This window comes from Furfurilactobacillus milii (assembly GCF_021654115.1).
GTDB lineage: Bacteria > Bacillota > Bacilli > Lactobacillales > Lactobacillaceae > Furfurilactobacillus > Furfurilactobacillus milii.
In genome coordinates, this window is record NZ_JAIWJF010000002.1 from 17,620 (window position 1) to 41,222 (window position 23,603).

Annotated in this window: 27 protein-coding genes; 16 read left to right on the forward strand and 11 right to left on the reverse strand. The window is 43.4% G+C overall.

Annotation, left to right across the window (positions count from 1 at the left end; translation table 11 throughout):
- Nucleotides 1-13: 13 nt before the first annotated feature.
- Both LDK34_RS02475 and LDK34_RS02480 read left to right on the forward strand, forming a co-directional pair.
- On the forward strand, nucleotides 14-616 hold the full coding sequence (locus tag LDK34_RS02475) for a pentapeptide repeat-containing protein (RefSeq protein ID WP_178943056.1): 603 nt from the start codon (nucleotides 14-16) through the stop codon (nucleotides 614-616).
- 211 nt (nucleotides 617-827) lie between these two features.
- The gene (locus LDK34_RS02480; protein WP_178943055.1) at nucleotides 828-1,112 is read left to right on the forward strand and encodes a LasU family protein; all 285 of its coding nucleotides are present in this window, start codon (nucleotides 828-830) and stop codon (nucleotides 1,110-1,112) included.
- A 208-nt stretch (nucleotides 1,113-1,320) separates the two neighbouring features.
- Here the strand turns inward: LDK34_RS02480 and LDK34_RS02485 are convergent, their stop codons facing one another.
- The gene (locus LDK34_RS02485) at nucleotides 1,321-1,815 is read right to left on the reverse strand and encodes a hypothetical protein (protein ID WP_178943054.1); all 495 of its coding nucleotides are present in this window, start codon (nucleotides 1,813-1,815) and stop codon (nucleotides 1,321-1,323) included.
- A gap of 125 nt (nucleotides 1,816-1,940) precedes the next feature.
- Between LDK34_RS02485 and LDK34_RS02490 the strand changes: the two genes are divergently transcribed.
- Nucleotides 1,941-2,231: an ArsR/SmtB family transcription factor gene (locus LDK34_RS02490; RefSeq protein WP_178943053.1), complete on the forward strand. Its 291-nt coding sequence runs from the start codon at nucleotides 1,941-1,943 to the stop codon at nucleotides 2,229-2,231.
- Nucleotides 2,232-2,299: 68 nt separating this feature from the next.
- Nucleotides 2,300-2,947: a glutathione binding-like protein gene (locus LDK34_RS02495; protein WP_178943495.1), complete on the forward strand. Its 648-nt coding sequence runs from the start codon at nucleotides 2,300-2,302 to the stop codon at nucleotides 2,945-2,947.
- 63 nt (nucleotides 2,948-3,010) lie between these two features.
- On the opposite strand, the gene LDK34_RS02500 is transcribed toward LDK34_RS02495, so the two are convergent.
- The gene (locus LDK34_RS02500) at nucleotides 3,011-3,952 is read right to left on the reverse strand and encodes a nucleotidyltransferase domain-containing protein (protein ID WP_178943052.1); all 942 of its coding nucleotides are present in this window, start codon (nucleotides 3,950-3,952) and stop codon (nucleotides 3,011-3,013) included.
- Nucleotides 3,953-4,090: 138 nt separating this feature from the next.
- Between LDK34_RS02500 and LDK34_RS02505 the strand changes: the two genes are divergently transcribed.
- Both LDK34_RS02505 and LDK34_RS02510 read left to right on the forward strand, forming a co-directional pair.
- The gene (locus tag LDK34_RS02505; protein WP_236941450.1) at nucleotides 4,091-4,543 is read left to right on the forward strand and encodes a MarR family winged helix-turn-helix transcriptional regulator; all 453 of its coding nucleotides are present in this window, start codon (nucleotides 4,091-4,093) and stop codon (nucleotides 4,541-4,543) included.
- Between the two features lie 16 nt (nucleotides 4,544-4,559).
- Nucleotides 4,560-5,075 carry a GNAT family N-acetyltransferase gene (locus LDK34_RS02510; RefSeq protein ID WP_178943050.1) on the forward strand — a complete coding sequence of 172 codons (516 nt, stop codon included), beginning with the start codon at nucleotides 4,560-4,562 and terminating at the stop codon, nucleotides 5,073-5,075.
- A 6-nt stretch (nucleotides 5,076-5,081) separates the two neighbouring features.
- On the opposite strand, the gene LDK34_RS02515 is transcribed toward LDK34_RS02510, so the two are convergent.
- Nucleotides 5,082-5,363: a hypothetical protein gene (locus tag LDK34_RS02515; protein WP_178943049.1), complete on the reverse strand. Its 282-nt coding sequence runs from the start codon at nucleotides 5,361-5,363 to the stop codon at nucleotides 5,082-5,084.
- Between the two features lie 39 nt (nucleotides 5,364-5,402).
- Nucleotides 5,403-6,308, reverse strand: a complete 906-nt coding sequence (locus LDK34_RS02520) for a metallophosphoesterase family protein (protein ID WP_178943048.1) — start codon at nucleotides 6,306-6,308, stop codon at nucleotides 5,403-5,405.
- A 176-nt stretch (nucleotides 6,309-6,484) separates the two neighbouring features.
- On the opposite strand from LDK34_RS02520, the gene LDK34_RS02525 reads away from it, so the two are divergent.
- Both LDK34_RS02525 and LDK34_RS02530 read left to right on the forward strand, forming a co-directional pair.
- On the forward strand, nucleotides 6,485-7,255 hold the full coding sequence (locus tag LDK34_RS02525; protein ID WP_178943047.1) for a nucleoside phosphorylase: 771 nt from the start codon (nucleotides 6,485-6,487) through the stop codon (nucleotides 7,253-7,255).
- Nucleotides 7,256-7,381: 126 nt separating this feature from the next.
- Nucleotides 7,382-7,792 carry a GNAT family N-acetyltransferase gene (locus tag LDK34_RS02530; RefSeq protein WP_178943046.1) on the forward strand — a complete coding sequence of 137 codons (411 nt, stop codon included), beginning with the start codon at nucleotides 7,382-7,384 and terminating at the stop codon, nucleotides 7,790-7,792.
- A gap of 383 nt (nucleotides 7,793-8,175) precedes the next feature.
- On the opposite strand, the gene LDK34_RS02535 is transcribed toward LDK34_RS02530, so the two are convergent.
- The gene (locus tag LDK34_RS02535) at nucleotides 8,176-8,982 is read right to left on the reverse strand and encodes an oxidoreductase (RefSeq protein ID WP_178943045.1); all 807 of its coding nucleotides are present in this window, start codon (nucleotides 8,980-8,982) and stop codon (nucleotides 8,176-8,178) included.
- A 173-nt stretch (nucleotides 8,983-9,155) separates the two neighbouring features.
- Between LDK34_RS02535 and LDK34_RS02540 the strand changes: the two genes are divergently transcribed.
- Nucleotides 9,156-9,740, forward strand: a complete 585-nt coding sequence (locus LDK34_RS02540; protein ID WP_178943044.1) for a TetR/AcrR family transcriptional regulator — start codon at nucleotides 9,156-9,158, stop codon at nucleotides 9,738-9,740.
- A gap of 137 nt (nucleotides 9,741-9,877) precedes the next feature.
- On the opposite strand, the gene LDK34_RS02545 is transcribed toward LDK34_RS02540, so the two are convergent.
- Genes LDK34_RS02545 through LDK34_RS02555 form a run of 3 tightly spaced genes read right to left on the reverse strand, consistent with a single transcriptional unit; the run spans nucleotide 9,878 to nucleotide 12,071 of the window.
- Nucleotides 9,878-10,336: an NUDIX hydrolase gene (locus LDK34_RS02545; protein WP_178943043.1), complete on the reverse strand. Its 459-nt coding sequence runs from the start codon at nucleotides 10,334-10,336 to the stop codon at nucleotides 9,878-9,880.
- A 59-nt stretch (nucleotides 10,337-10,395) separates the two neighbouring features.
- Nucleotides 10,396-10,860 (reverse strand): NUDIX hydrolase, encoded by a 465-nt coding sequence (locus tag LDK34_RS02550; protein ID WP_178943042.1) that lies wholly within the window; start codon nucleotides 10,858-10,860, stop codon nucleotides 10,396-10,398.
- Nucleotides 10,857-12,071 carry an MFS transporter gene (locus LDK34_RS02555; protein WP_236941451.1) on the reverse strand — a complete coding sequence of 405 codons (1,215 nt, stop codon included), beginning with the start codon at nucleotides 12,069-12,071 and terminating at the stop codon, nucleotides 10,857-10,859. The genes LDK34_RS02550 and LDK34_RS02555 overlap by 4 nt, the downstream gene beginning before the upstream one ends.
- A gap of 130 nt (nucleotides 12,072-12,201) precedes the next feature.
- On the opposite strand from LDK34_RS02555, the gene LDK34_RS02560 reads away from it, so the two are divergent.
- Entirely contained in the window at nucleotides 12,202-13,056 is an 855-nt protein-coding gene (locus tag LDK34_RS02560) for a helix-turn-helix domain-containing protein (RefSeq protein WP_236941452.1), read from the forward strand.
- Here the strand turns inward: LDK34_RS02560 and LDK34_RS02565 are convergent.
- Together LDK34_RS02565 and LDK34_RS02570 are read right to left on the reverse strand one after the other, a co-directional pair.
- Complete coding sequence (locus LDK34_RS02565; RefSeq protein ID WP_178943494.1) at nucleotides 13,049-14,206, reverse strand: MFS transporter; 1,158 nt, start codon at nucleotides 14,204-14,206, stop codon at nucleotides 13,049-13,051. The two genes, LDK34_RS02560 and LDK34_RS02565, sit on opposite strands and share 8 nt — an antisense overlap.
- 170 nt (nucleotides 14,207-14,376) lie before the next feature.
- The gene (locus tag LDK34_RS02570) at nucleotides 14,377-15,027 is read right to left on the reverse strand and encodes an SDR family oxidoreductase (protein ID WP_178943039.1); all 651 of its coding nucleotides are present in this window, start codon (nucleotides 15,025-15,027) and stop codon (nucleotides 14,377-14,379) included.
- A 180-nt stretch (nucleotides 15,028-15,207) separates the two neighbouring features.
- On the opposite strand from LDK34_RS02570, the gene LDK34_RS02575 reads away from it, so the two are divergent.
- The 6 genes from LDK34_RS02575 to LDK34_RS02600 all read left to right on the forward strand — a co-directional run bounded on the left by LDK34_RS02575 (nucleotide 15,208) and on the right by LDK34_RS02600 (nucleotide 22,520).
- Nucleotides 15,208-17,172: a M13 family metallopeptidase gene (locus LDK34_RS02575; RefSeq protein ID WP_225439115.1), complete on the forward strand. Its 1,965-nt coding sequence runs from the start codon at nucleotides 15,208-15,210 to the stop codon at nucleotides 17,170-17,172.
- A 252-nt stretch (nucleotides 17,173-17,424) separates the two neighbouring features.
- Nucleotides 17,425-18,006: a GNAT family N-acetyltransferase gene (locus LDK34_RS02580; RefSeq protein WP_178943038.1), complete on the forward strand. Its 582-nt coding sequence runs from the start codon at nucleotides 17,425-17,427 to the stop codon at nucleotides 18,004-18,006.
- A 75-nt stretch (nucleotides 18,007-18,081) separates the two neighbouring features.
- Complete coding sequence (locus LDK34_RS02585) at nucleotides 18,082-19,497, forward strand: C69 family dipeptidase (protein WP_236941453.1); 1,416 nt, start codon at nucleotides 18,082-18,084, stop codon at nucleotides 19,495-19,497.
- Nucleotides 19,498-19,661: 164 nt separating this feature from the next.
- On the forward strand, nucleotides 19,662-19,967 hold the full coding sequence (locus LDK34_RS02590) for a rhodanese-like domain-containing protein (RefSeq protein WP_178943036.1): 306 nt from the start codon (nucleotides 19,662-19,664) through the stop codon (nucleotides 19,965-19,967).
- Nucleotides 19,968-19,974: 7 nt separating this feature from the next.
- Nucleotides 19,975-21,762 carry a DNA helicase RecQ gene (gene recQ, locus LDK34_RS02595; RefSeq protein WP_178943035.1) on the forward strand — a complete coding sequence of 596 codons (1,788 nt, stop codon included), beginning with the start codon at nucleotides 19,975-19,977 and terminating at the stop codon, nucleotides 21,760-21,762.
- A 23-nt stretch (nucleotides 21,763-21,785) separates the two neighbouring features.
- The gene (locus LDK34_RS02600; protein WP_178943034.1) at nucleotides 21,786-22,520 is read left to right on the forward strand and encodes a CPBP family intramembrane glutamic endopeptidase; all 735 of its coding nucleotides are present in this window, start codon (nucleotides 21,786-21,788) and stop codon (nucleotides 22,518-22,520) included.
- Nucleotides 22,521-22,941: 421 nt separating this feature from the next.
- Here the strand turns inward: LDK34_RS02600 and LDK34_RS02605 are convergent, their stop codons facing one another.
- Nucleotides 22,942-23,553 (reverse strand): TetR/AcrR family transcriptional regulator, encoded by a 612-nt coding sequence (locus LDK34_RS02605; RefSeq protein WP_178943033.1) that lies wholly within the window; start codon nucleotides 23,551-23,553, stop codon nucleotides 22,942-22,944.
- Nucleotides 23,554-23,603: the final 50 nt, after the last annotated feature.

Here is a 23,603-nt window from a genome sequence, read left to right on the forward strand (position 1 = left end):
ATAGGAGACAGAAATGGCAGACACAAATATAGTCGAGGGCCAAACATTGTCGTTGGATGATGTAGAACCGGATCACCATTATGTGAAGTGTCATTTCACAGTTTCCAATGCGCCGATTCGACTGATGGATGTGAGTTTTGATCACTGCACGTTTGATCAAACGAACTTTGATAACGGTGATTTCAGCCGCGTAATGTGGACGCACAGTCAGTTTTTAAATGCGACTTGGCGTGAGACGAGCTGGTTCGATTGCAAACTGAAGAGTTTACAGTTAGCGGGCAGTGACTTTAGCGAATCCGTGATGAAGAACACCACATTCGACGCCTGCAAACTAACATACGCAAACTTCAGCGAAATGAGCGTGGAAAACAGCAAATTTTTAAATTGTGACCTGTTAGAAAGTGCGTTTCAGGCCGTCCGAGCTAAGAAAAATATTAAGTTCGATGGCTCACGACTAAATGGGGCCGATTTTGTCGAAACACGGTTGAAAGGTTTTGACTGGCATAAAGCGGAGTTTGACACGTTGAGTATGAGCGCCAACTTAGCTAGCGGACTGGTTGTGAGCCAGTATCAAGCCGCTCAGTTAATTGGGATGTTTGGGATTGAAGTTAAATAAAATGAAGTCGCCAAATCACACGAAAGGTATGGTTTGGCGATTTTTTAGACTGATTTTCAAAATTTTTGTTGCGGTTATATCGAAAATAGTAGTTTTTAAGCTTAGATGAATGACAGATATAAATGCGTAAGATAAAATATGATTATAAAACCATAGCATTAAAGTTATTATTCCGGATTATCGGTGGCTATAGAACAAAGGGGATATTAAGATGAAAAAGACAATATCCATCGTTCCAACAATTATCGCTTTATTTATAGTTGGAATTCTACCCTTTATCTCAAAAATGAACGAAGTGCTCAAAAGTACGATTACAGCTTATACGTTGTTCGGTTTAGCAGGCTACAGTTTTTTACTCGTTTTTTTATATTGTATGCAGAACGCCTATCAAGCAAAAAATAAGCTAAATAGAAATGAAAAACTGTATGTTGGCTATTTTGTAATTTTGTTGATTGGATTAACTTTGTTTGGATTAACTTCGATGTTTTATCAGTAAGCTGCTAAATATGATTATTAGTTAAAAGTCGTACAATTCCAAATTGTAGTAAATGCCAAAAGGTCAGTTTATATTCATTTTCAATACAAATATAATTTCGACGAACAAGGATAGTTTCAATTTACGCTGCTTAAGGTCGTGTTTTCTAAATAAAGCATAGCAAACGGACAAAATTGTTCGTTTGCTATGCTTTATTTAGCGTTAAAAGTTAATTATGCCGGCGTTTGTCACTTGCAATAGATGCTGAAACAGCATACGCCAAGAGTGCAACCACTAGGCCAGTACCTAGATCTATCAGTGCGTTGAAAGGCAAGCGACTAACGCTGGTATCGCCAGTTATTGGATTGAAAACTAGAGTGAATAAGAAAAAGAAGATGGCTAAATCAATCCCAGCAAACGCCGACCTGAGAATAAGCCAGCGTCGTGTCGTGTTTTGATTTTTAAGCGTGCCATTTGGATCTTGGCTACGAATGAGTTTTCCAATTGAACCCCCGCCAAACATATAGATTAAAATGGTTAATAGAGCTAAGAGACTAGTGCCGTGGCTGAGACTACCAGCCGGCCAATCTAACGCCAAACTCACTAGTGTTAAGGGAAGACTTAACACTGCGGCCCACAACAATCCGTTTAATAGGCGATTGTTTAGCGTTTGTGTCTGTGCGGATTCTTTAGGGTATACGAGGTATTGTAAAAGTTTTAGCATGGTCTACATCTCCCTTTTTGATCTATTCTAATAATAGAATAAGTTGACTCTCAATAACAGAAAAGTCTTTTGGGATAGCAGTATCATTGGTTGAAATAAATTTGTTTTCGCTGTATCTTTGTTCTATGAATATCGAACAAAGAGCAATTGATGACAAACTGGCAACAATCTTTAAAGTGCTGAGTGACCCTCACCGCATTAGCATTCTCCGAATTCTTCATGAAAACGGTCATGAGATGACGTGTGGTGAGGTTGGTGAGCGACTAAACCTTGCTAAATCAACCGTGTCTTATCACTTTAAGGCGTTACGAAAAGCTGGCTTGACCAACACACGCCAAGTTAGCCAAACCAAATTATTGTCCATTAACGAAACGACATTTGAACAATATTTACCGCACTTTTTTGATGTTTTATAGTTACCGTTTTTATTTTTTGAATAGTATTTCGATAATTATCGAACTAATTAAAACAGAAAGGTCGAATGGTGATGAAATTATTCTTTGCTGCTGGAGCAAGTTCCATGGCGCCACATATTTTATTACGAGAATTGAAGCTGAATTTTGAATTAAGACGCGTTAATTTGGATCAAAAAACGTGGTCACAAGGTGATTATAACGATGTTAACCCGAAATCGTATGTACCTGTTTTAGAGTTGAATGATGGAACTCGATTAACAGAATGTGCCGTTATTTTGGAATATCTTGCTAGTCACGAGCACCGGCTAATTGCGGACTATGATTCGAAGCAATACTGGCAACAACGCCAATGGCTGAATTATCTTGCCACTGAATTGCATAAAAACTTTATTTCCCCGTTTCGTACTGGCAATTGGCTGCCCAACACGGCGGATAGCAAAATGTTGGTTTGGCAACGTGTCTTACCACGATTACAGTTTGTCGAAACCACCTTTGAGGATGGTCGACAATGGCTAGTGGGGAATGACTTTTCGTTAGTCGACCCATATTTATTTGTGATGACAAACTGGCTTTACAGATTGAATTACAGTTTTGAAACTTTGCCACGGCTAAAGACATTTGATTCACGCATGCGTGAGCGAGCAAGTGTTATCGATACTTTTAAGTTAGAAGGTAAGCCACACGCATTGACTGATTCAACTAATGAAAGTGCCTAAAACAACCGGTCAGCGGGCTCGACTATTTGAGCTAGCTGACCGGTTGTTTGTTTTGGGAAATTGTTAAAGGAGGGATTTGAGTGCTTTATTGTAGTCTTGGCTAAAAGTTTGCAGTTGCTCACTGGTAGTTGCCTGAAAATGATTTCGATTGAGCAACGCTAAATATTGCTGAGAAAATTGATTTAAAAAGACATCGAGTGTCTGACCGTCATTTAGACAATCAAAAAAGAGGAATAAAATCTCTCCACACATTGTGTAACGCATCAGCGCAAAGTTTTGCTGAGCCGCATAACGGTTCAGTTTTCCTGCTAACAGTGTTAACTGAGTCTTGGCGTTGTATTGTTGTGTCAATTTTGGTCCACAAGCATGCTGTAGCATTTGAAAATCGTCAAGTAGTAGCTGGCTAGAACATTTTTCGTTAGTGGCGCCCAGGAGCTGGTTTAACTGATTTAGTTCTGGATTATGCGTGGCCGTGTCAAAGACGGCCCGGTTACCCAGTTTACGACCATTAATGAATGCAAACTGCATATTTAATTGCCCGACCAACCATAATTCCGTTTGATAGGCTGAAAAAGATCTTGCAGGTTGTTGTGCTAAAACATTGAGCAATCGACGGTCGGTATTTATAAATGTATGCGAATAGTCGTTCTTAGAAAATTGATTAATTCGTTTGTTAACCGATGCTTGATAATTGGTGAGGCGAAGATTTCTGTCGTGAATAATGACATTTTCAAGCCAATAGCGTTTATCAAAGGCCTCATTTGGTGATTGTGGTAGCGACGAGTCATTTTCATTGAAGTAGCTAACTTGAAAAAGATGGTCTTGAAACGGAACATCAATTTGTGTTTCGTTATGATTTGGATTAAATACAAGTAGGTCAATGTCGCTGTGTGTGCTCATTTCACCACGTGCAGTTGATCCGGTTAGGACAATTTCAGTTTCATTAGGACAATATGCTTGGCAAAAATGAATAATTAACTGCTGCGTTGATTCTGGTAACGACATTTAATGGCTCCAATCTGGATATGTTTGTTTACCATATTTTTTTAGGTCAGAAAAAAGAAAATATTATACAGTATTTTGTTTTAATCACAACAAAATACTGTATAATCTCCATAACAAGCTAATTAACAGGAGAGAAATATGGAAGATGTATTACGTTCTATCGGTAAAATTTCACGTGCACTAGATGCGATTTCTAATATTGATTTCCAGAACATCGACCTTACCAAAGGCCAGTATCTGTATCTTGTGAGAATCTGCGAAAATCCCGGCATCATTCAGGGGCGGTTGGCAGAACTCGTAATGGTGGATCGCACGACGGTATCACAGGCGATAAAAAAGCTGGTTAACCATGGCTTCATCACGCGCCAACACAGCGAAACGAACCTTAAAAACTATGAACTTTATCCAACGGCAAAAGGAACGGCCGTTTATCCACGACTCAAACGTGAAAATGCGTATTCGACTGACAAGGCCCTGCAAGGCTTTTCAAAAGCAGAGGCCCAACAGTTGGCAGCTCTTTTAGAACGAATGACCGTTAACGTTAACGAAGATTGGAAGTCCGTCAAAGCGGGCGTCCCACGAGATTACTAACAATCATGGAGGATTTATGACAATACAAATAACAACAGTCACACCACAAGACGTAACAACGCTACGTGAGGTCAGCTGCGCAACATTTCAAGATACATTTGGCTCTGAAAATAGTGTGACGGATTTACAAAACTATCTTGACCGCGCTTACTCAGTCGATCAATTGTTGACAGAAATCAATAATCCAAAATCGTGGTTCTACTTTATTAAAGTAGACCAAGCAGTTGCAGGTTATCTCAAATTAAATGTTGGCGAGGCACAAACGGAGAAGATGGGGGCAGATACGTTAGAGATACAGCGGATTTATATCCTGCCAACGTTTAAGCGTCACGGATTGGGCACGCAATTATTCAATCAAGCGATTACCACTGCCAAAGATTTGCACAAGCGTGCGCTCTGGCTTGGCGTTTGGGAACACAATGATGCAGCTCGCAAATTTTATCATAAAATCGGGTTCCAGCCAGTCGGCGACCACGTATTCCAACTTGGCTCCTCTGTTCAACGTGACCTGATCATGAAACGCCAGCTGTAGCACAAACTAGGAGAGATCTTCTGGGTCAATTTCTAGGGTTGGCCAATGGGACAGGGTCGATAAATCCGTATCATAAGGCACACTGTAAACCATATAGTAATGATCTGGCTTCTGTTTGCGAAGGCGAGCAAGTTGTTGTTGAGCTTGCTGAACGTCTGTCGTGACATAAAGCAAACCCACCACGCCGACCTTTTGACCATCTGGGTTCAATTCGGTCCAACCGCCCAGAATTACTTTTAACGGCGCTTTGCCGGATAAGCCAAGTTGAATTAGCTCTTCATCGTTCATAGTTATGGCCGCCTTTCATCAAGAAAGTTTTAAATCTGTTTAATGGTTACCTTTACCTGGCATATCATCAGCATGGTTCTGGTTTTCAGGAGTCGGTAAACTGTTTAGAAATTCAATGGCCTGCTCACGATAATGATGTTCCGCGTTGACCTTAGTTAGGGTAGCGGCATCATGCGTTGAGGCGTGTCCGGTGAACATCAGTTTTTGGTATAAATCGACATATGGAAAGCGTAAATCTTTGGCATGCTGCAGTTCGCCGTCCATATCATACGAGACACGGCGAAAATCAACATCTTCAATGCCTTTTTCTGAAATTGTGAGCAATAGATAACTGGCTGCACGGTTGGCCAACAGTTTATCCCGGGTAAACCAAATTTGGCCGATGGAACCGGGATTCAATACCATCTGACCGTTAGATGTATATCGCCAAACGGGTGTATGTGTGTGCGCATAAAGGGCCACATCTGCGTCATGGTTATTTTCGGTTAGAACGTCGAAGTTTGTTTGGGTCTCAGTAGGAAATAGCGAGTGACCATGATTCTTAGTCGGAAGATTATGTGACATCGTGAAAACAAGATTATCAATAACCTTTCGGCCGGTCATGGGCAGGCTTCGTAATTGGGCTTCTCGTTGAGGCGTGTAGCGAGTGTGCTCATACTGGGCCAAAATGGTGAAGTAAACATCGGTGGGGTCATCAAAGTTCACACCTTTTTTTGGTTTGCCCATGATAAAGTTGTAGTCACTTTCCCAGTTGCCCATGAGGTATTGAGTAGCGTCAACTTGTTCCAATAAGTCATAACATTCTGCTGATGTCGCGCCGCCAAGCGCAATATCGCCCAGTGACCACACTTCATCGACACCGTGCTTTTTCGCATCACTGAGGGCAGCGCTCAACGCCGATGCATTGCCATGACTGTCTGATAACACCGCAATTCGATAATCCATGTTGTACCTCCGTCTCTCTTCAAATCTCCGATTGGTGAGTGCTTGTTGAATCTGTACACTCTGCCTTTAGTTTACTGACCGTTTGCAAACTTGCAATCAAAATGTTGCAACGGGGTAGACGAATAATTAAGTTAAGTGTAATCTTAACATTAAAATTTGATGAGGAGATGAGGCCGATGACAGAATCACCATTATTTAACTTTGATACAAACCAGGTGGGCGTCACCGATCCGCATGAAGACCCCGAAATCATTGCGGAAACGAAGTGTCTATTTGCATTTGTAGAAACTGCAGACCTGGTAACGTTTTTACGGCCATATCATCCGGTAGAGGTGGGGACGTTTAGCTGTATTACAAGAGAATTTCCGATTTTACGCATTGAGGTTGAGGGGCAACCGGTGACAGTGATGCAGGCGCCACTTGGAGCTCCCGCTGCGACGCAGATTTTGGATTATTTGATTGGACACGGTGTTAAACAAATTATCAGTATGGGCAGTTGCGGTGTGTTGACTGATCATGCGGAGGGCGCCTTCTTGTTGCCAATGAATGCGTTGCGCGATGAAGGCACTTCCTACCATTATCTACCGGCAGAAACGACGGTAACGCTGAACCCAGCGATGCAGCAGGCGATTGAGACAACTATCAGTCAGCATCATGAGACGATTACCCGCGTGAACACGTGGACGACAGACGGTTATTTCCGCGAAACCGAAAAGTTGGTCGACCAATACCGCGCCGCAGGTTACCAAACGGTGGAAATGGAGTGTGCTGCGTTGGCCGCTTGCGCCCAATTTCGCGGTGTCGATTTTGGTCAGTTTTTCTTTACGGCCGATTCGTTAGCGCACGCAAATGCCTATGATAAACGTGATTGGGGCCGTTCGGCTCGACAAACGGCTCTACGTTTGGGATTAGCGACATTACTAGCGCTACCTAATCCGTTAAATTAGTGGACATGCATAAACTGATTGGGCGATAATGCAATTAATAAGAATTTCGGAGGTCACCATCTATGGGGTGTGACAAACGTAAGACTGCACTTTGCTGAGACGTTAAGCGAAGTGGAGGACAATTAAATGATTAATATTAAAACCGTTTCGACGATGGACGAACAGGATGTTTTAACGCTGTATAAAGCGAACGGGTGGATTGCTTATACACAAAATCCGCAAGCACTGATGACTGCGATTGCGCATTCAGTCAACCTTGCGGCGTTTGATGGCGAAAAGCTCGTGGGATTACTGCGCTATGTGACCGATGAGGTGTCGATTGCCTTTATTCAAGATATTTTGGTGTTGCCTGAATACCAACGACAGAGTATCGGCCGACAGTTGATGATGACAGCGATGGCGCGACTGAAGAATATCGGGCAGGTCCATTTGCTGACTGAAAACGAGCCGAAGACCGTCGGGTTTTACACCGCAGTTGGTTTTCGTAATGCGGCTGATGCAAACTTGGTTACGTTTACGATGGAAAATCGGTATTAACTTTTGAAAAAGTTTGCCCATTGTTTGTGGAGTGAAAATTATGATAATTTGGACTTATAAATTATAAAATATAAAGCGAAAAAAACGGGGCAGTCATGATGCGTGGCTGTCCCGTTTCACTGTAGATGGACTTTTTGGTTCAAACTTTTAGCGGACTTGATATAACTGCAATGTTAAGAGAACATCATGTCAATGATACCCCTGCCGATCCGCAAAAGCAGTGGTGGAAACGACAAATGAGCAATCGTCACCTTACCAAAGATGAGACGACTGCTCTTTTTTATGGCTCAATTTTGATGAGGTTTTCGTGCTGTTTTCGTTAGGGTTTCATGGTGCTTTGATTAAGATATAAATTCTTTAATATCAGCATTTTGAAGCCTGTTTTATAGTCCGCCACTTACCATGCGGTCAAACATTCGGTAAGAAAATTTGCGGGCGGCAATGACCATCCACTTGTCGTGCATTGTGGCTTGATAACGCGTTTTAGGATGTTTGATTTGAGCAACTTTGAGCATTAAAGCGCCGATTTGATCCGCCGTTTCTAGCCCAGTTGGTGTTGCGCTGGTAAAAGCATCGACCATCTTGCGATACGCTGAGTTGGCAGGTGTAGCCGCGATGAGGTGATCCGCGGAAATTTTCAGCCAGTTAGTATTGGTACCGCCGGGTTCGGTGATGACAACGTCGATGCCGAACTGTTTGACCTCTAAACGGAGTGAATCACTGAGCGCCTCAAAAGCGTGTTTGGAAGCAAAGTACCAGCCACCAAGTGGTGCATAAATTTGACCAACAATGGAGGAGTTGTTGATGATCCGGCCAGAATGTTGAGCCCGCATCGTTGGCAATACCAGTTGGGTTAGGTTCATGGCCCCAAAAACATTCACATCGAATTGTTGCTTGGCTTCTTCGGGGGAGACATCTTCCAGCGCGCCAAAAGACCCATAGCCAGCGTTATTAATTAGGATGTCAATCCGACCAGCGTCTTTTAGTACCTGATCGACAAAAGCCTGGTTAGATTGGGAATCGGTGACGTCCAAACGAAAGGTGTGGATACCTAATTTGGACAAGTGCGCCATTTTTTCAATGCGGCGGGCGCCAGCGTAAACAGTATAACCGGCGTCAAAGAATTGTTTGGCTGCCGATTCACCCATGCCTGAGGATGCACCAGTAATGATCACAACGGGTTTAGTCATGTTAATAATCTCCTTTAAGGAATATAAATTCTTTTATTAAGCAAAAAAATAAATGAGTAACTGGATTTAATTGAACGTGTTTTAATATAAAAGAATTTTTATTCTTTGTCAATCGTTTATCTAAAAAGACTTTTTATCTTGACCAGGAATCTAAATTCTTTTATAGTGGCAACATGAGAGAAAAAGATGAAAATCGTCGGCAGCATATCCTCGACGTGACGACAAAAATGATTATTTCAGAGGGTATTAGCGGCGTGACCCTAACCAAAGTAGCGAAAGCGGCAGGCATTTCGCAATCTAATATTTATATCTACTTTAAGGACAAGGCAGATATCGTCAAGCAAACCTTTTTAAGCCGTAAACAGATCATTGGTGACTATTTAATGTTTCATTATTCACCAAAGGGCAGTGCTATTGAAAACCTAACACTGTTTGCACGGGCACTTTATCAGTTTGCTATCGAAGATCCTGATGACATGGCGCTTATTCAGCAGTTCAATGCCTCACCTGTGCTCGCAACGTTAGACCTATCACAGGAAGAAGCCGAACTAAACTTTGACCAAATCTTCAAAGAGCTAAAGCAGGGCGTTGAAGACGGCGAACTGCGTGAGATGGATCCTGATGTTATTTTGACCATGGGGTTTGTCACGATTACGACTTACGCACAACGGGTGGCCGCCAAAACGATTGATCCTGTTACGACACCTTTGAGTGCTGTCATTGATATGATTATTGCGGCAAGCAGAAAGCCGGCCTGAATTTGCAAACGGACTTGAAGCAAATGTGGTCGACTTTGAATGATCAGTATATTGAATTGTTGGGTGCAGATGGTGAGCAAACGTTGCGAACCTTACTGAATGCTGATTTCGATGTACTTAAAGCTAACAAAGGCTAATTATTGTTTGGCAATCCACTGTTTTAGGCAGTCGAGCATGTCCTGACTTTGTTTGAAAAACAATGCTGGGGCGCTATCCAAATCGAAAAAGCGCACCGCGGTAGTTTCGTTGGTTACCTGATTTAGCAGGCGTCCACCGGCCTTTTTAACAACAAACAAAGTAGAAATGATTTGCGTTTCATCGCCGTTAGGGTATGTATAGAAATATTTATCGAAGACACCGAGTGTTTGGTTCACTGTAACCGATAGCCCGGTGTCTTCTTTAAATTCACGCACTATTGCTTCCTTGTACGACTCGCCGAATTCCAAGTAACCGCCTGGTAGACACCAGCCGCCAGTATCTGCGCGTTCTTGGAGTAAAATTTGTTGTTGGTCATTTAGCAAGCACCCGGTTGAGGAGTTCAAAATTAATGGGCGATGGCCTGTAAGCGACCGAATCTCTTTAATATAATTTGCCATGTCAAACACTCCTTTTCGATTAGATAGATGACGGAAATTTAATGTGCCGACCAATCACGTTAATCATAAAACGGAATGTCGAATTGTTGAAGATGTTTCCAAATTATTTCAGCTTGACTGTTGAACAATTGGGGATGATCTTTTAGCGAAAACCAACGTAGTGAGTTGGTCTCATCGTTGTCTGCATTAAGCTGACCGGATACTAGCTGCATTTCGAAAATGATGCCAACTGTCTGAGCCACATCACTATTGGGATAGTGGGCGATGAAATCGGAAGTGGTGCCTAACAGTCCTGTTACTTTAGTTAGGAGGCCAGTTTCTTCTTGGAATTCTCGAATGACAGCGTGGCGAGTTGATTCACCGTACTGAAGCATGCCGCCGGGGAACCCCCACAGTCGTGAGTCTGATCGTTGCTGCAATAAGATGGCCCCGTCAGTATTTCTAAGGATGCCACCAGCAAAGACTAGGATAAGTGGCTGATGGCCGATGATTTTACGTAAACCTTGTATATAATTTTCGTTCATTTTGTTTCCTTCTCTCTAAAAAATAAGTGCGTTATGAGTGCCGTAACAATCGTGCCTAAACTGATAAGTAAAAAGGTGAAATTACCGATTTGATTAATAATCTGACCGAAGAGGAGACTTCCAAGTGGTGCCAAACATGAGACGGTTAAAAAGACAGCGCTGAAAACACGACCAAGAAATTCACGGTTAGTATGCGTTTGAACAAAAGCAAAAAAATTGATGTTGAACCGGGCCATGATGAATTCACAGACAAATGTGATCACTAACAGGAACCAATAATTGGTCCAAAATCCAGCAATTCCAAGAATCGCACTGCCACCAACGAGGTCGGCAAACATCTGCCGCAAGTTAGCTTCACGATTTCGTTTACCGACCCACAAACCGCATAAAATACCACCGGCCGCTTGGGCAAATAACAGCCAGCTGTAATTAATCGCAGGTAGTTGATAGACATGATGAATCAGGTAAGGCAGGAGAATATCTAGGCCGGCATAGAAGAAGTTGACCCATGCACAGATAATTATGATATCCAGCAATGCCGGCGTTTGCCTAAGGTAGGTGAAACCGGTGATCAAACTGTTAATGAAATTTTGTTTTTCGTGAGTTGGGGTAAACCGGTATCTCAATGTCGCATCCAGTACTGCCGCGAACACAAATGACCAACCATTTAGCCACATAAAGGCGCGGAGGTTCATGAAACTAAAACCGATTAGCAGACCGCCTAAGGCTGGCCCAACGAGTTTAATTAAGTAAGACGTACTGTTTGTGGTCGCGTTAAACCGCGGTAGGTGATCTTTGTCAATGATTTCTGGGGTGATGGCTTTAACTGACGGCGAATTAAATGCGAAAACGAAAGCTAAAATGCCCGACATGACAGTGAGCAGGACGATTTGTGGCCGTTGAGTATTGATAAACAGGGCAACCGTGATGCAGGCCACCGCCGAGAGCAAGTCTGACCAGATCAATAAACGCTGGCGATTGTGTTGATCGACAACAGGACCGGAAAAGAGATTGCCTGCCACCATTGCGACCCCAGCGACAGCGTTGATTGTGCTGAGGGCACTCGCGTTGCCGGTAAGTTTGATTAGATACCAATTTAGCGCAAATGTATAAAGAATACTGCCAAGCTTAGAAATGATGGCACTGGTTAACAACGGCCAGCTAAAATGATGTGTCTGAGTGATTGGCTCCGTTTGAATTAAAGACTTCATGATTTCTGTTCGCCTCCTCGAATTAATAATTCTCAGTGTAGCCGGCGGGAGGAAATTGAAGATTTTTTGTCTCTGATTTCGACATTGCGTATAATTTGAAGTGTTAGTTAGGAATGAAGGAGGCCGCGCAATGACAGTCGGTGAAGTGCTTCGCCAGTTACGTATCGATAAAAATCTGACTCAAAGAGAAGTGGCAACAGGTATTATGTCACGTTCTCATCTATCTGAATTGGAACATGGTGATTATTACCCAGCGTATGACACAATGTTGCGCCTGCTTCGGCGCTTAAATATCACGTTGACAGAGTTTCAAACGGAGATTGGCGCCGTTTCTGACGAACCGGGAAGAGCCTACATTCAGCACACAAATCATTTATCAACGGAGCAGAAGTTGCCTGAGTTGGAACGTTACCTCACCGAGGTGTTTACGGATGATGTGGCTAAGTCCGATCTGCGTTTACGTATGAAGCGATTAAATATGCTGGGGCTGGTTAACTTCGAACTGCACCCACAGACAGTAAATTTAAACGATTATCAACCAATTTTTGATTACTTACTAGGATGTCAAAATTGGCACGAATACGAAATTCGGTTGCTGGCAAACTCAATTTTTCTGGCCCAGTATGACGTTGCCAAAATGTTGGCCCATCAGTTTGTAACGAAGGGACGCCGTGTTCACTTCCACGATTTTAAGATTAAAGTGGCGCTGTTCTTTCACAATTTAATGGAAATTGCGCTTGACCATGGGGATGACCGGTTATCGAAGCAGTATGCGACCCAGTCCTTGTTTTACGGAAAAGCCGCGCACAGTCTGTCGTTTCAGATAGATGCAGAAATTTTTCTCGAGTTAATTGCCACTCGTGCCGGAACAGATATCGGTCAAAATAAACAAAAAATCGAACACCGAATTTCGATGTTCGAAGAATTAGGCTATCAAGATGTTGCCAACAATCGACGTCAAGCGGTTAAAAAGTATCTTACTTGAACGGATGGTGTAACAGTAGGGAAAAACTAACCAGTAATAAAAAGTTAGCGCAAACAAAATACAATTGCTGAACCGATAGCCAGTTTAGGACAACGCTAGCTAATATGGTTCCTAATGTCACACTGCCCACGTTTATCAACCCTTTGAAAACATACATGCGCCCAATTTCACTGTGAGGGCTGGCATTTTGGAATAGCAGATTGTTTTCAACGTCAAAGATGGCGGAAAACAGTCCGATTAGCAGGAACCACAGGATTAACAAATACAGCTTAGTGGTCAGGCTAATTAAAACCAATAATCCCGCGATGAACAACACAGTCCATAAATTTCGCTTTAACAGATTAGACTGATGTCCAGGCTTGCGGGCGAGGTGCGTAGCCATTAGGATGAGTCCGATTGACTGGCTGACAGTCAATAACGTGTAGTTAAAATTAGCATGTGGTCCTAATTGCTGGGTGAACTTAAGCAATACTGGCATGACGGTACCGATGAATAACGTATTCAGTAAAAACATAAGGCTGGCGCTGTGGCGTAAGGCTGATGAATGAATAAAAGTGCTAAGGGTGGTTCGGAGTGAGCCAACTGAGATACTTTTTTCGCTGGTTGTGCTCGCCGGCATCATTAATACGATGATGACAGAGCTAAACAGGATAACTGACATTACGGTCAGCGTAAACCGAGCGTTAAACCAAGTTGTGAATAACGTGGCTAAGAAGGGTCCGATAATCGTGGTGGACTGGTCTGACAGCTCGAGCATTGCGTTAATTTGAACCATTTCCGTTTGGCTAAAGACTTCCGTTAGCAAACGGACTTCTGCTGGGTGGAAAATTGGCTCGACAATGCCTAGGAGACAGACAATGATGACAAGATACAATGGTCGATTGAAATTGCCATTAACGAGTAACGTAGTGACAATCAGCCAGCGAGAAACCTCTGACCCCAACATTAGAAATCGGCTTGGTAAGCGATCTACATAACTAACCATCACTAAGTGGCTAACAAAGCTACCACCGTAATAGCTGGTCCAGAGAAGGCTAAGCCAGTAGGCAGACTTTTGCTGACCAATAATCAAAGTAAATAGAAAAATAAGGGTGGCGTTTGAAAAGTCGGTTAGAAAGGTGCTGATGATTAATAATCGTTTGAGATTTATAAAACGCTGATAAACGTGTCAATGATGCGTTAATCGGATCAGATGCTTAAACATGGTTCGTTTCATGTCCGTCGCACTCCTTTATAAAAATTACCGTCAGTTTACCGCAAACGACGCGCCAACTCCAATAAGGGGTCAGCGCGTCGTTTTGTTATCTCGTGTGAATGTTTTTAGAATGCCTGGTCAATCGGTGTGTCACCGGAACCAATCGTATAGGACTGACGAATTGTGTCGGGAGCGTCGATCAACTCGGTAATGGTCGCAGCGACGTCTGCACGGGGAATTTTAACGCCTTTTTCGTCAGCTGGGTTAATGGTGATTTCACCGGTAGCGGCGTCATTAGTTAAATATCCAGGGCGAATGATGGTGTAGTCGAGACTGGTTTGCTTTAGCATCTCATCTGCGTATCGTTTGGCAATCATGTAAGGTTTGATGCCACTTGCGTCCCATGCTTCACGGTGATTGCTGAAGATAGAGCTGACCATGATATAACGTTTGATGCCAGCCTGCTCAGCGGCTTCCATCGTTTTCACGGCACCGTCCAGATCAACAATCAGGGTTTGATCGTCACCAGTTTTGCCGCCTGAACCTGCAGAGAAGACGATGGTGTCAACGCCAGTGGCCTTGAACTGCTCAGCCATTTTATCTGGTAGTGCGTTGAGATCAAACGCGGTTGGGTGGACAAACTGACTGTCTGGGAATACGTCAGCCTGTGCAAGGTCACGAATGCCAGCAAAGACTGTGACGCCTTTGTCAGCTAAGTCAGCAACAATCTGTTGACCAATATGACCGTGTGCACCAACAAGAAATACAGAACTCATAAGAATCCTCCTTAAATTGTAACTGGAATAATTTCAATAACAGCAGTGTAGCGACAATAAACAAAGATTACAAACATTTACGGCTGAGTTTCCGGAATCCCTTTTGTTTAGGTGAGAGAATTGCTATACTAAATGAGAGTTTTAACCATTTTCTAATCAATATGAAACGAGGCAGTATATATGACAGTTAATAATCACATTGCAGCATTAGTCGGCGGTGCCACTAGCGCAGACGAGGGTACTGCAGATGTTAAAGATGATTTGTATTTAGGCGTTAATGGTGACTGGCTGAAAACGGCCAAGATTCCAGCTGACAAACCCACTACTGGTGGTTTTGCGGACTTAGTTGAAAACATTGAAAAGACATTGATGAATGACTTTGGCGACATGTTGGATGGCAAAGTTGAACCAAACAACGTTTTACTGGCTAACTTCATTGCTTTCTACCACCAAGCTAGTGATTACGCAGCTCGTGACAAGGCTGGTTTCGAGCCATTAAAGCCACTGGTAAAACAGGTTCAGGATTTAACTAGTTTTGAAGACTTACAAAAGCAGTTAGTGACCTTTATTAAGCAGGGGAGTGGTGCCTTAGTTCCAATCGATGTTGAACCTGACATGAAGGATACCAAACATCGTGTTGTAAACGTTGACGCACCAAGTTTGATCCTACCAGATACAACCTATTATGCGGAGGGCAATGAAGCCGCTCCTAAATTGATGGCAGCGTTCCGTGGCATGATGACAAAGTTGTTCAAGGCTACCGGTTTTAGTGATGACGAGATCAAAACAACGTTGGATAAAGCCATCGCTTTGGATGCGAAGTTTGCCCAACACGAAAAGAGTAGCGAAGAAAAGGCTGATTATCCTAAGCTGTATAACCCACAAGATTTATCAGAGTTTGGTAAACACAGTTCTGTGCTGGACTTAAAGACTTACGTGGATGAAGCGCTTGATAACCGGGTTAACCGCGTTATCGTTGCTGATCCTAAGTTCTATGAAGAGTTTGACAGTCTTGTAACAGTTGATAATTTTGATGAGGTAAAGAGCTGGTACCTAGTTAAGGTGGTCCGCAACTGGGCTGGCTACTTAACCGACGATGCTCGTGTAATTGCCGGTGAATACAACCGTGCGCTGACGGGAACTAAGGAAGCACCTGACAAACAAAAGGGTGCTTACCGCTTAGCCTACAGTCAATTCAACATGGTCGTTGGTGATTATTACGCTCGTAAGTATTTCGGTACTAAGGCGAAGAATGATGTTATGGACATGGTTCATCGGATGATTGACGTCTATAAAAACCGTTTGGCTAACAACGACTGGTTAAGCAAGGATACGCGCGACAAAGCTATTTTGAAGCTGAACACGTTGATTCCAAACGTTGGTTTCCCCGACAAAATCGATCATGTGTTTGCACAGTTCGTGGTCAAGACTGAAGCAGATGGTGGCTCCTTATTCAGCAATGCATTGAACTTTGCAAAGATTGCGGCTCAGGCTAACTTTGATGATATCGATAAGCCAGTTGACCGGACCATGTGGAACTACATGGATCCAGCGATGGTTAACGCTTATTACGACCCATCGAACAACATCATCGTGTTCCCAGCTGCCATTCTGCAGGCACCATTCTACAGCTTGAAGCAAACGAGTTCTGAAAACTTTGGTGGGATCGGTGCTGTTATGGCACATGAAATTTCACATGCCTTTGATAATAACGGTGCTCAATTTGATGAGTACGGGAACATGCACAATTGGTGGACTGAAGCCGATTTGAAGCACTTCCAAGGGCTGACGCAAGCGATGATCGACGAATTTAACGGTCTTGATTTTGCAGGTCAAAAAGTTAACGGTAAATTGGTTGTTTCTGAAAACGTTGCGGATCAAGGTGGCCTGAGCTGTGCGTTGGAAGCGGCTAAGGAAGATGACAGTTTCTCTGGCAAGGAATTCTTCACCAACTGGGCTAAGGTTTGGTGCATGAAGGCCAGCCAAGAATATGAACAAATGTTGTTGAGCATCGACGTCCACGCACCACATAAGTTGCGTGCCAATGTTCAGGCACAGAACTTGGATGAATTCTATACCGCCTTCAATGTTAAGGAAGGCGACGGTATGTGGTTGGCACCGGATAAGAGAGTGCATATTTGGTAAGAGCGTGAACACCCCGGGTTGCGAGCCGAGCAATAACATGAAATAAGCACCGTGAAGGTGAACTTTGCCTTTACGGTGCTTATTTCGGGTTATGCACAGGCTCGTGGGGGTGTGAACGCGTTTCGGCTATATAAAAGTAAAAAACAAAACCAAGCTGACTAAACTGCCACAACAGACGGCCAACCACAAGGTACAAAATCTGCTTGGTCATCTAGCTTCAGTTTAAAAATACGATTTAAAAAGGGGTTTCTCATGCAAATTCGCGATTACCGTCCTGCAGACGAGCAGTCATGGCTTCAATGCCGTGTTTTATCATTCATGGATTCTAGCTATTTTCAAGACGTCCAACAGCACCGCCAAACGTTTGCGCGACCAAGTGTTGAATTAGTAGTCGTTCAAGAAAATAAAATTATCGGCCTGATTGATGCGGAGATCGACAGTCAGAGCATGACGGACAAACAAGAATCCGGTGCAATGATTTGGAATTTGGCGGTTTTGCCAGAATATCGTCGACAAGGTATTGCGAAGGACTTATGGCAAGCAATGCGCAAACGACTGCTGGATCAAGATATTCATTACTGCGAACTGTGGACGCAAGAGGATGTGCCGGCTAACCGTTTTTATCAACACAACGGGTTCAAACTGGATACTAATGCAACGTATTTACGGTGCAAAATTGGTGGCAGAGAGCTGCCATTAGCATTATCGAAGCACTTCAACAAAACTGCCTGTGTTGAGGAAATGACGTTTGAAGCACAAGTTAGTGAGCGGGAACAATTACAACCATTATGTGATGAAATCATCGAAACGCGAATGTACACACAACACTTTTAATTGCCGCCAAGGACTAGGAATTTATCCATCAGACTTATACACTGGAATTACAATATAAATAAAGAAGGCTTTTTGATGAAAACGAATCATTCTTCATGCACGGCCATTTTAGTTGGCAAAAAGGCAACCATGGACGGCTCGACAATCATTGCACGGAACGAAGACGGCTATGGTGCCATTGGGCCAAAGAAGTTCATTGTTCATGCGGCTCGTCATGGTCAACCGGATACGTACACGTCCGTCACCACTGGGGTTAAAATCGACTTGCCAGCTGACGCATTACGGTATACGGCTGAGCCCAGTGTGCCAACGGATGAAGGCTTGTATGAAGAGGCCGGAATTAACGAAAAAAACGTTGCGATGAGTGCCACTGAAACCACGTTTACCAATCCACGGGTGCTTGGTTTCGATCCTCTGGTTCACAATGGCGTCGATGAAGAAGCAATGGTGACATTAGTATTGCCATACATCAATTCTGCGCGTGAAGGGGTACAACGTCTCGGCGATTTCATCGAAGATTATGGGACTGGAGAAAGCAACGGGATTGCTTTCTCCGATAAGGATGAAGTATGGTACATGGAAACGGCTGGTGGTCATCACTGGGCAGCTGTTCGTTTGCCAGACGATGCTTACGCTGTTGCACCAAACCAAATCAACATTCAAGCGATTGATTTCAATGACACTGACAACTTCATGTGGGCTAAAGACTTGCAGGAGTTTGTGGCCGATAATCAGTTGAATCCAACACCAGACACGTTTAATTTCCGTGAGATTTTTGGCACTCACACCGAAAGTGACGCGCATTACAACACACCGCGTGCGTGGTATGGTGAAAAATTATTTACACCGGATTTGGAACAAGAACCCACCAGTCAACAGATTCCGTTTATTCAACATGCTAACCGCAAACTAGCGGTGGAAGATGTCGAATATTTCCTGACGTCTCACTATCAGGAAACACCGTTTGATCCGTTTGGCGATGGCACACCTGCTCAAAAGAAAACATTCCGGTCAATCGCACTGGATCGTAACCAAATTTCACACATCCTACAGATTCGGCCAAACGTTGATGCGGCGCATGCCGCAGTTGAATGGATGGCGATGGGCTTCTTTGCATACAGTCCATACGTGCCATTCTTTACGAACATCAATGACACGCCGGCCAACTACAAGAACACCACTGAAGCCGTTTCGCTGGATAACGCGTACTGGTTATACAAATCGCTCGGTGTGTTAGTTGAACCACACTACCACGACTTTATTGTTGAGGTTAACGAGTATCGTGATGCTTGTCAGGCTTATGCACGTTCACGCGTGATTGCGACGGATGCTGAGACGTCATCGCAAAGTGACGCAACTAGTTACCTTACGAAACAAAACGACGTCACTGCTGCTGAAATTACCAAACGAACGAAGACGTTAATGGATCATTTGGTTAAGGAAGCATTGGAGTTGTCACCGGTTACGTTTGAACCAGGAGATAATCTGTAACAGCTTATTAAGAGAGGTGAGAATCCGATTGTGGATTGTCACCTTTTTAAGTATCCGCGACGTTACTTCCAGCGGTAAAACACGTATGTTATTGTAGTTTGCGACTAAGCCTGTATAATTGATAACGCACTAATGGTTAAAATTGCCATTACAAGAGGATAAAGATGATTGAAATAACGGTTCAAACGTTGCACGAAATGTTACCGAATGTTGAACACTTAATCGATGTTCGAGAACCCGATGAATATGCGGAAGGCCATGTTGAACAAACAATGAACCTGCCATTAAGTACGATTGACCAGTGGATATCAAACCTATCGAATACATCAACGTACACGGTGATTTGCCGCTCGGGACGGCGGTCATCACTAGCCATTGAACAAATGAAACAACATGGCATTACTGGTGTTAACGTCAACGGCGGCACACTTGCTTGGCAGGCAGCAGGTTACCCAGTCACTAAGAAATGAGGAGCGCATGACTGAAACAGCACTTAAAGTACTAAAGGACAAATTTGGCTATGATAGTTTTCGTCCAGGCCAAGATGAAATCATTAATAAAATTATGAATCACGAAAACGTCCTTGCTGTTATGCCAACGGGTGGCGGAAAGTCTTTGTGTTACCAGATTCCGGCCTTGATGCTGCCAGGTTTGACGGTGGTAGTGTCGCCCTTGATTTCGCTGATGAAGGACCAGGTTGATGCATTATCTGAAAATGGGATTGCCGCCACATTCATCAACAGTACATTGGATTATCAAGAGATTGAACATCGTTTGCAACAGGCCGCAATGGATCAGGTCAAACTGATTTATTTGGCGCCTGAACGGTTGGATGATGAACGTTTTTTGAGCGAGTTGAGTGACCTAAACATTTCTCAGTTGGCGATTGATGAGGCTCACTGTATTTCCCAATGGGGACATGATTTTCGACCGAGTTATTTAAACTTGATGAATACGGTGCACCAATTTCCATCTCATCCAGTGGTGGTTGCCTTGACCGCGACGGCGACGAGTAAAGTGGCTAGTGACATTATGCAACGGCTCAATATCGATCCAACTAATGAGGTCAGTACTGGATTTGCACGAGATAATTTGTCGTTTCAAGTCGTCAAGAACCAAAATAAAGAGGCTTTTCTGTTAGAATATTTGAAAGTCAACGCTAATGCGGCCGGGATTATCTATGCCAGTACCCGTAAAGAAGTTGAGCGCTTGACCGGTTTATTACAGAAAAAGGGCGTTAAGGCTGAAATGTATCACGCTGGTCTAAGCGAAGATGTGCGAAATAAGAATCAGGAAGACTTTTTGTACGACCGCGTTCAGGTGATGGTTGCGACAAATGCTTTCGGGATGGGGATTGATAAAAGTAATGTGCGTTTCGTCATTCATTATCAAGTACCTGGCAACCTTGAGGCTTATTACCAAGAGGCTGGCCGTGCAGGTCGTGATGGGCTGCCCAGTGAAGCAATTTTGATGTACCAACCGTCAGATTTACAGATTCAGCACTTTTTTATCGATCAGTCGGATATGGAACCAGCGTTTAAAACGCGTGAGTACCTAAAGCTGCAAGAAATGTCGAAGTACGCGAATACTGAAGGCTGTTTACAGCAGTTTATTTTGAAATACTTTGGTGAGTCTTCGCCCGCATGTGGCCACTGTGGGAATTGCTTGGATGAACGGGATCAGGTTAACGTAACGGTCGACGCCCAAAAGGTCTTATCCTGTGTTTTGCGAATGCGGCAACGCTACGGTAAGTCACTGATCGCGCAAGTGTTGACCGGTTCGCATGTCAAACGGATTCGTGACGAACACTTTGACCAATTGTCGACTTATGGACTGATGAAAGGGCGGTCACAGAAGGAAGTTACTGATTTGATTGACTTCTTGACCAGTAGTGGCTATCTCCAACAAGTTGGTGGCGAATACCCAACGCTGCATGTGAGCGAGATGGGCGGCAGTGTCTTGAAAGGCAAGGCAAAAGTCCTTCGTCGTGGCGCAGTGAAGGCCAAACGGACTGTTTCAGTGGACGACGGTTTGTTCGAATCGTTACGTCAACTACGTTTGAATTTTGCCGAGCAACAGCATGTGCCACCGTACGTCATCTTTTCAGATAAAACACTGCAAGCCTTTTGTGAAGAATTACCGCAAAGCACATTGGATATGCTGTCGATCAAAGGGGTCGGTCAGAACAAACTGGATAAGTACGGGGATGCATTCCTCAACGTTATTCAAGAGTATGAAGCTGACGCAAGTGAGGCCGCTCAGTAAACAAATTTTCGGGAGGCTTCAGTATGAATAACCGTTGGATAAAGCTATTTGGAACTTGGCTAATTGTAATTGTTGTAGCGCTTATTGGCGGTTTCTGGATGGCACATAGTGGTATTGGTCATGTACCAAGCACAATCATCTATGAAGTGGCCATGTTTACAATTATGTTTTTATTGAATCATTTTTGGTTACATCAAACGGTTTATTTACAGCCAACTGAACAAACGTGGCGATTAATTCCACTTAACTGGATTACCATCGTTTTGGTTGCACAGGCCGTTTTGTTGTTATTTACGAGTTCCGGTCATCTGGCTCTTGGTGTGACGCTATTACTGTTTGTTGGGGTCACCGAAGAATACATTTTTCGTGGTTTATTGTTGCCACTCGCCAGTAAGTTGACGTCTGGACGCAATCAGCTGTGGACTGGTGTATTGGTGTCTAGCCTATTATTTGGGCTTGCTCACAGTGTTAATGCGTTGCATCAGCCGATGATGGCAACGATTGTCCAAATTTTATCCGCTGTGAGTGTTGGCATATTGCTGTCAGCCACGTACCTAAGAACCGGAAGTTTGTTATTTCCGATCTTACTTCACGGTATTAACGACTTCATTCCGGCTTTTTACAACGGTAGTGCTACGGAGACTAGCCAAATCGTTAGTTTGAATGAGGTATGGCCGATTCTTTTGTTCTTAGTGGTTGGGTTCTTTATGTTGAGAAAATCCAAGCGGTCAACGATTAAACACGTCATTCCACAATAAGTAATTAAGGGCTAAAACGCTATGATTGCTGTGACTGAATGACTTAAATTTGGTGCTGGCTGTCGCTTTCGGTTGTCAACAGTGACACGCTCGCCGTGGGACCGGTTCAAGCCTCCCAAGTTCGGAGTCTTTCACCTCGCCGTAAAGCCTCGTGAAGCCCGCGAGTCTTGGCGTCCGTCCGTAACCTAAATTCGGAGAACCACCGAATTAACGTTACTTTCACGGCTCGGTATCACTATTGACGCCCTGTCGCTTAGGCAGTAGCAAGATCCATTTAATAATTGCATTTATGAATATTTTAGTGCTTTTGACTATCAACTATAAAAGAAGGCAAGATACAACTGTGAAAGTTAGTGTCTTGCCTTCTTTTTGCAATGTTCACTGCATCTAGGAGGAGTGACTAAAATTGAAAAATTAGATGTTATTTTCGAATTAGTGTTTTAATCAGACGATTGATAGTAATTGTGCCATGGTCGACGATATCAAAATCACCGTTTGCAAAACACCATGTGGCCATAATGCCACGAATCATTGAAGATAGATCAAACAGCACTTCATTTTCCGGTTGGATTAACAATCTTTTCTGTTCTTCTAATTGGGCAATATCCTGTTGAATTGATGTAACAAAGCGTCGTTTTTCAAAATGGCTGCCTGGAATAGTCATGTTGGCCGTGAAATTAGTGATGTAGGCTAGTGTTGTTAACTCGACGCCAATATTATTGGCAAATTTAAGTTCTGCAATCAAGATTGCGATTAAATGATCTGCAGGATCAAGGTTTTCTTGACCGAGATCACTGATACTATGCATGATATAGTCGTTTAGATTCTCATAAAAAACCTGTGATACGATGTCTTCCTTAGATCGGAAGTGGACATAGAATGCTCCTGTTGTGACGTCAGCTGCATTCGCAATATCACGAACTGAAACTTTATCGAAACCATTTTTCTTAATTAAAGAAGTAGCTGCCTTGAACAATGCAATCTTCGTGGCGGCTTTTTGTTTTTCGCGCTTGTTTGTTTTTTCCATTGACATTAACCTACCTCTGGACGATACTTATTAAGCTCACATAACATGTTATGCGA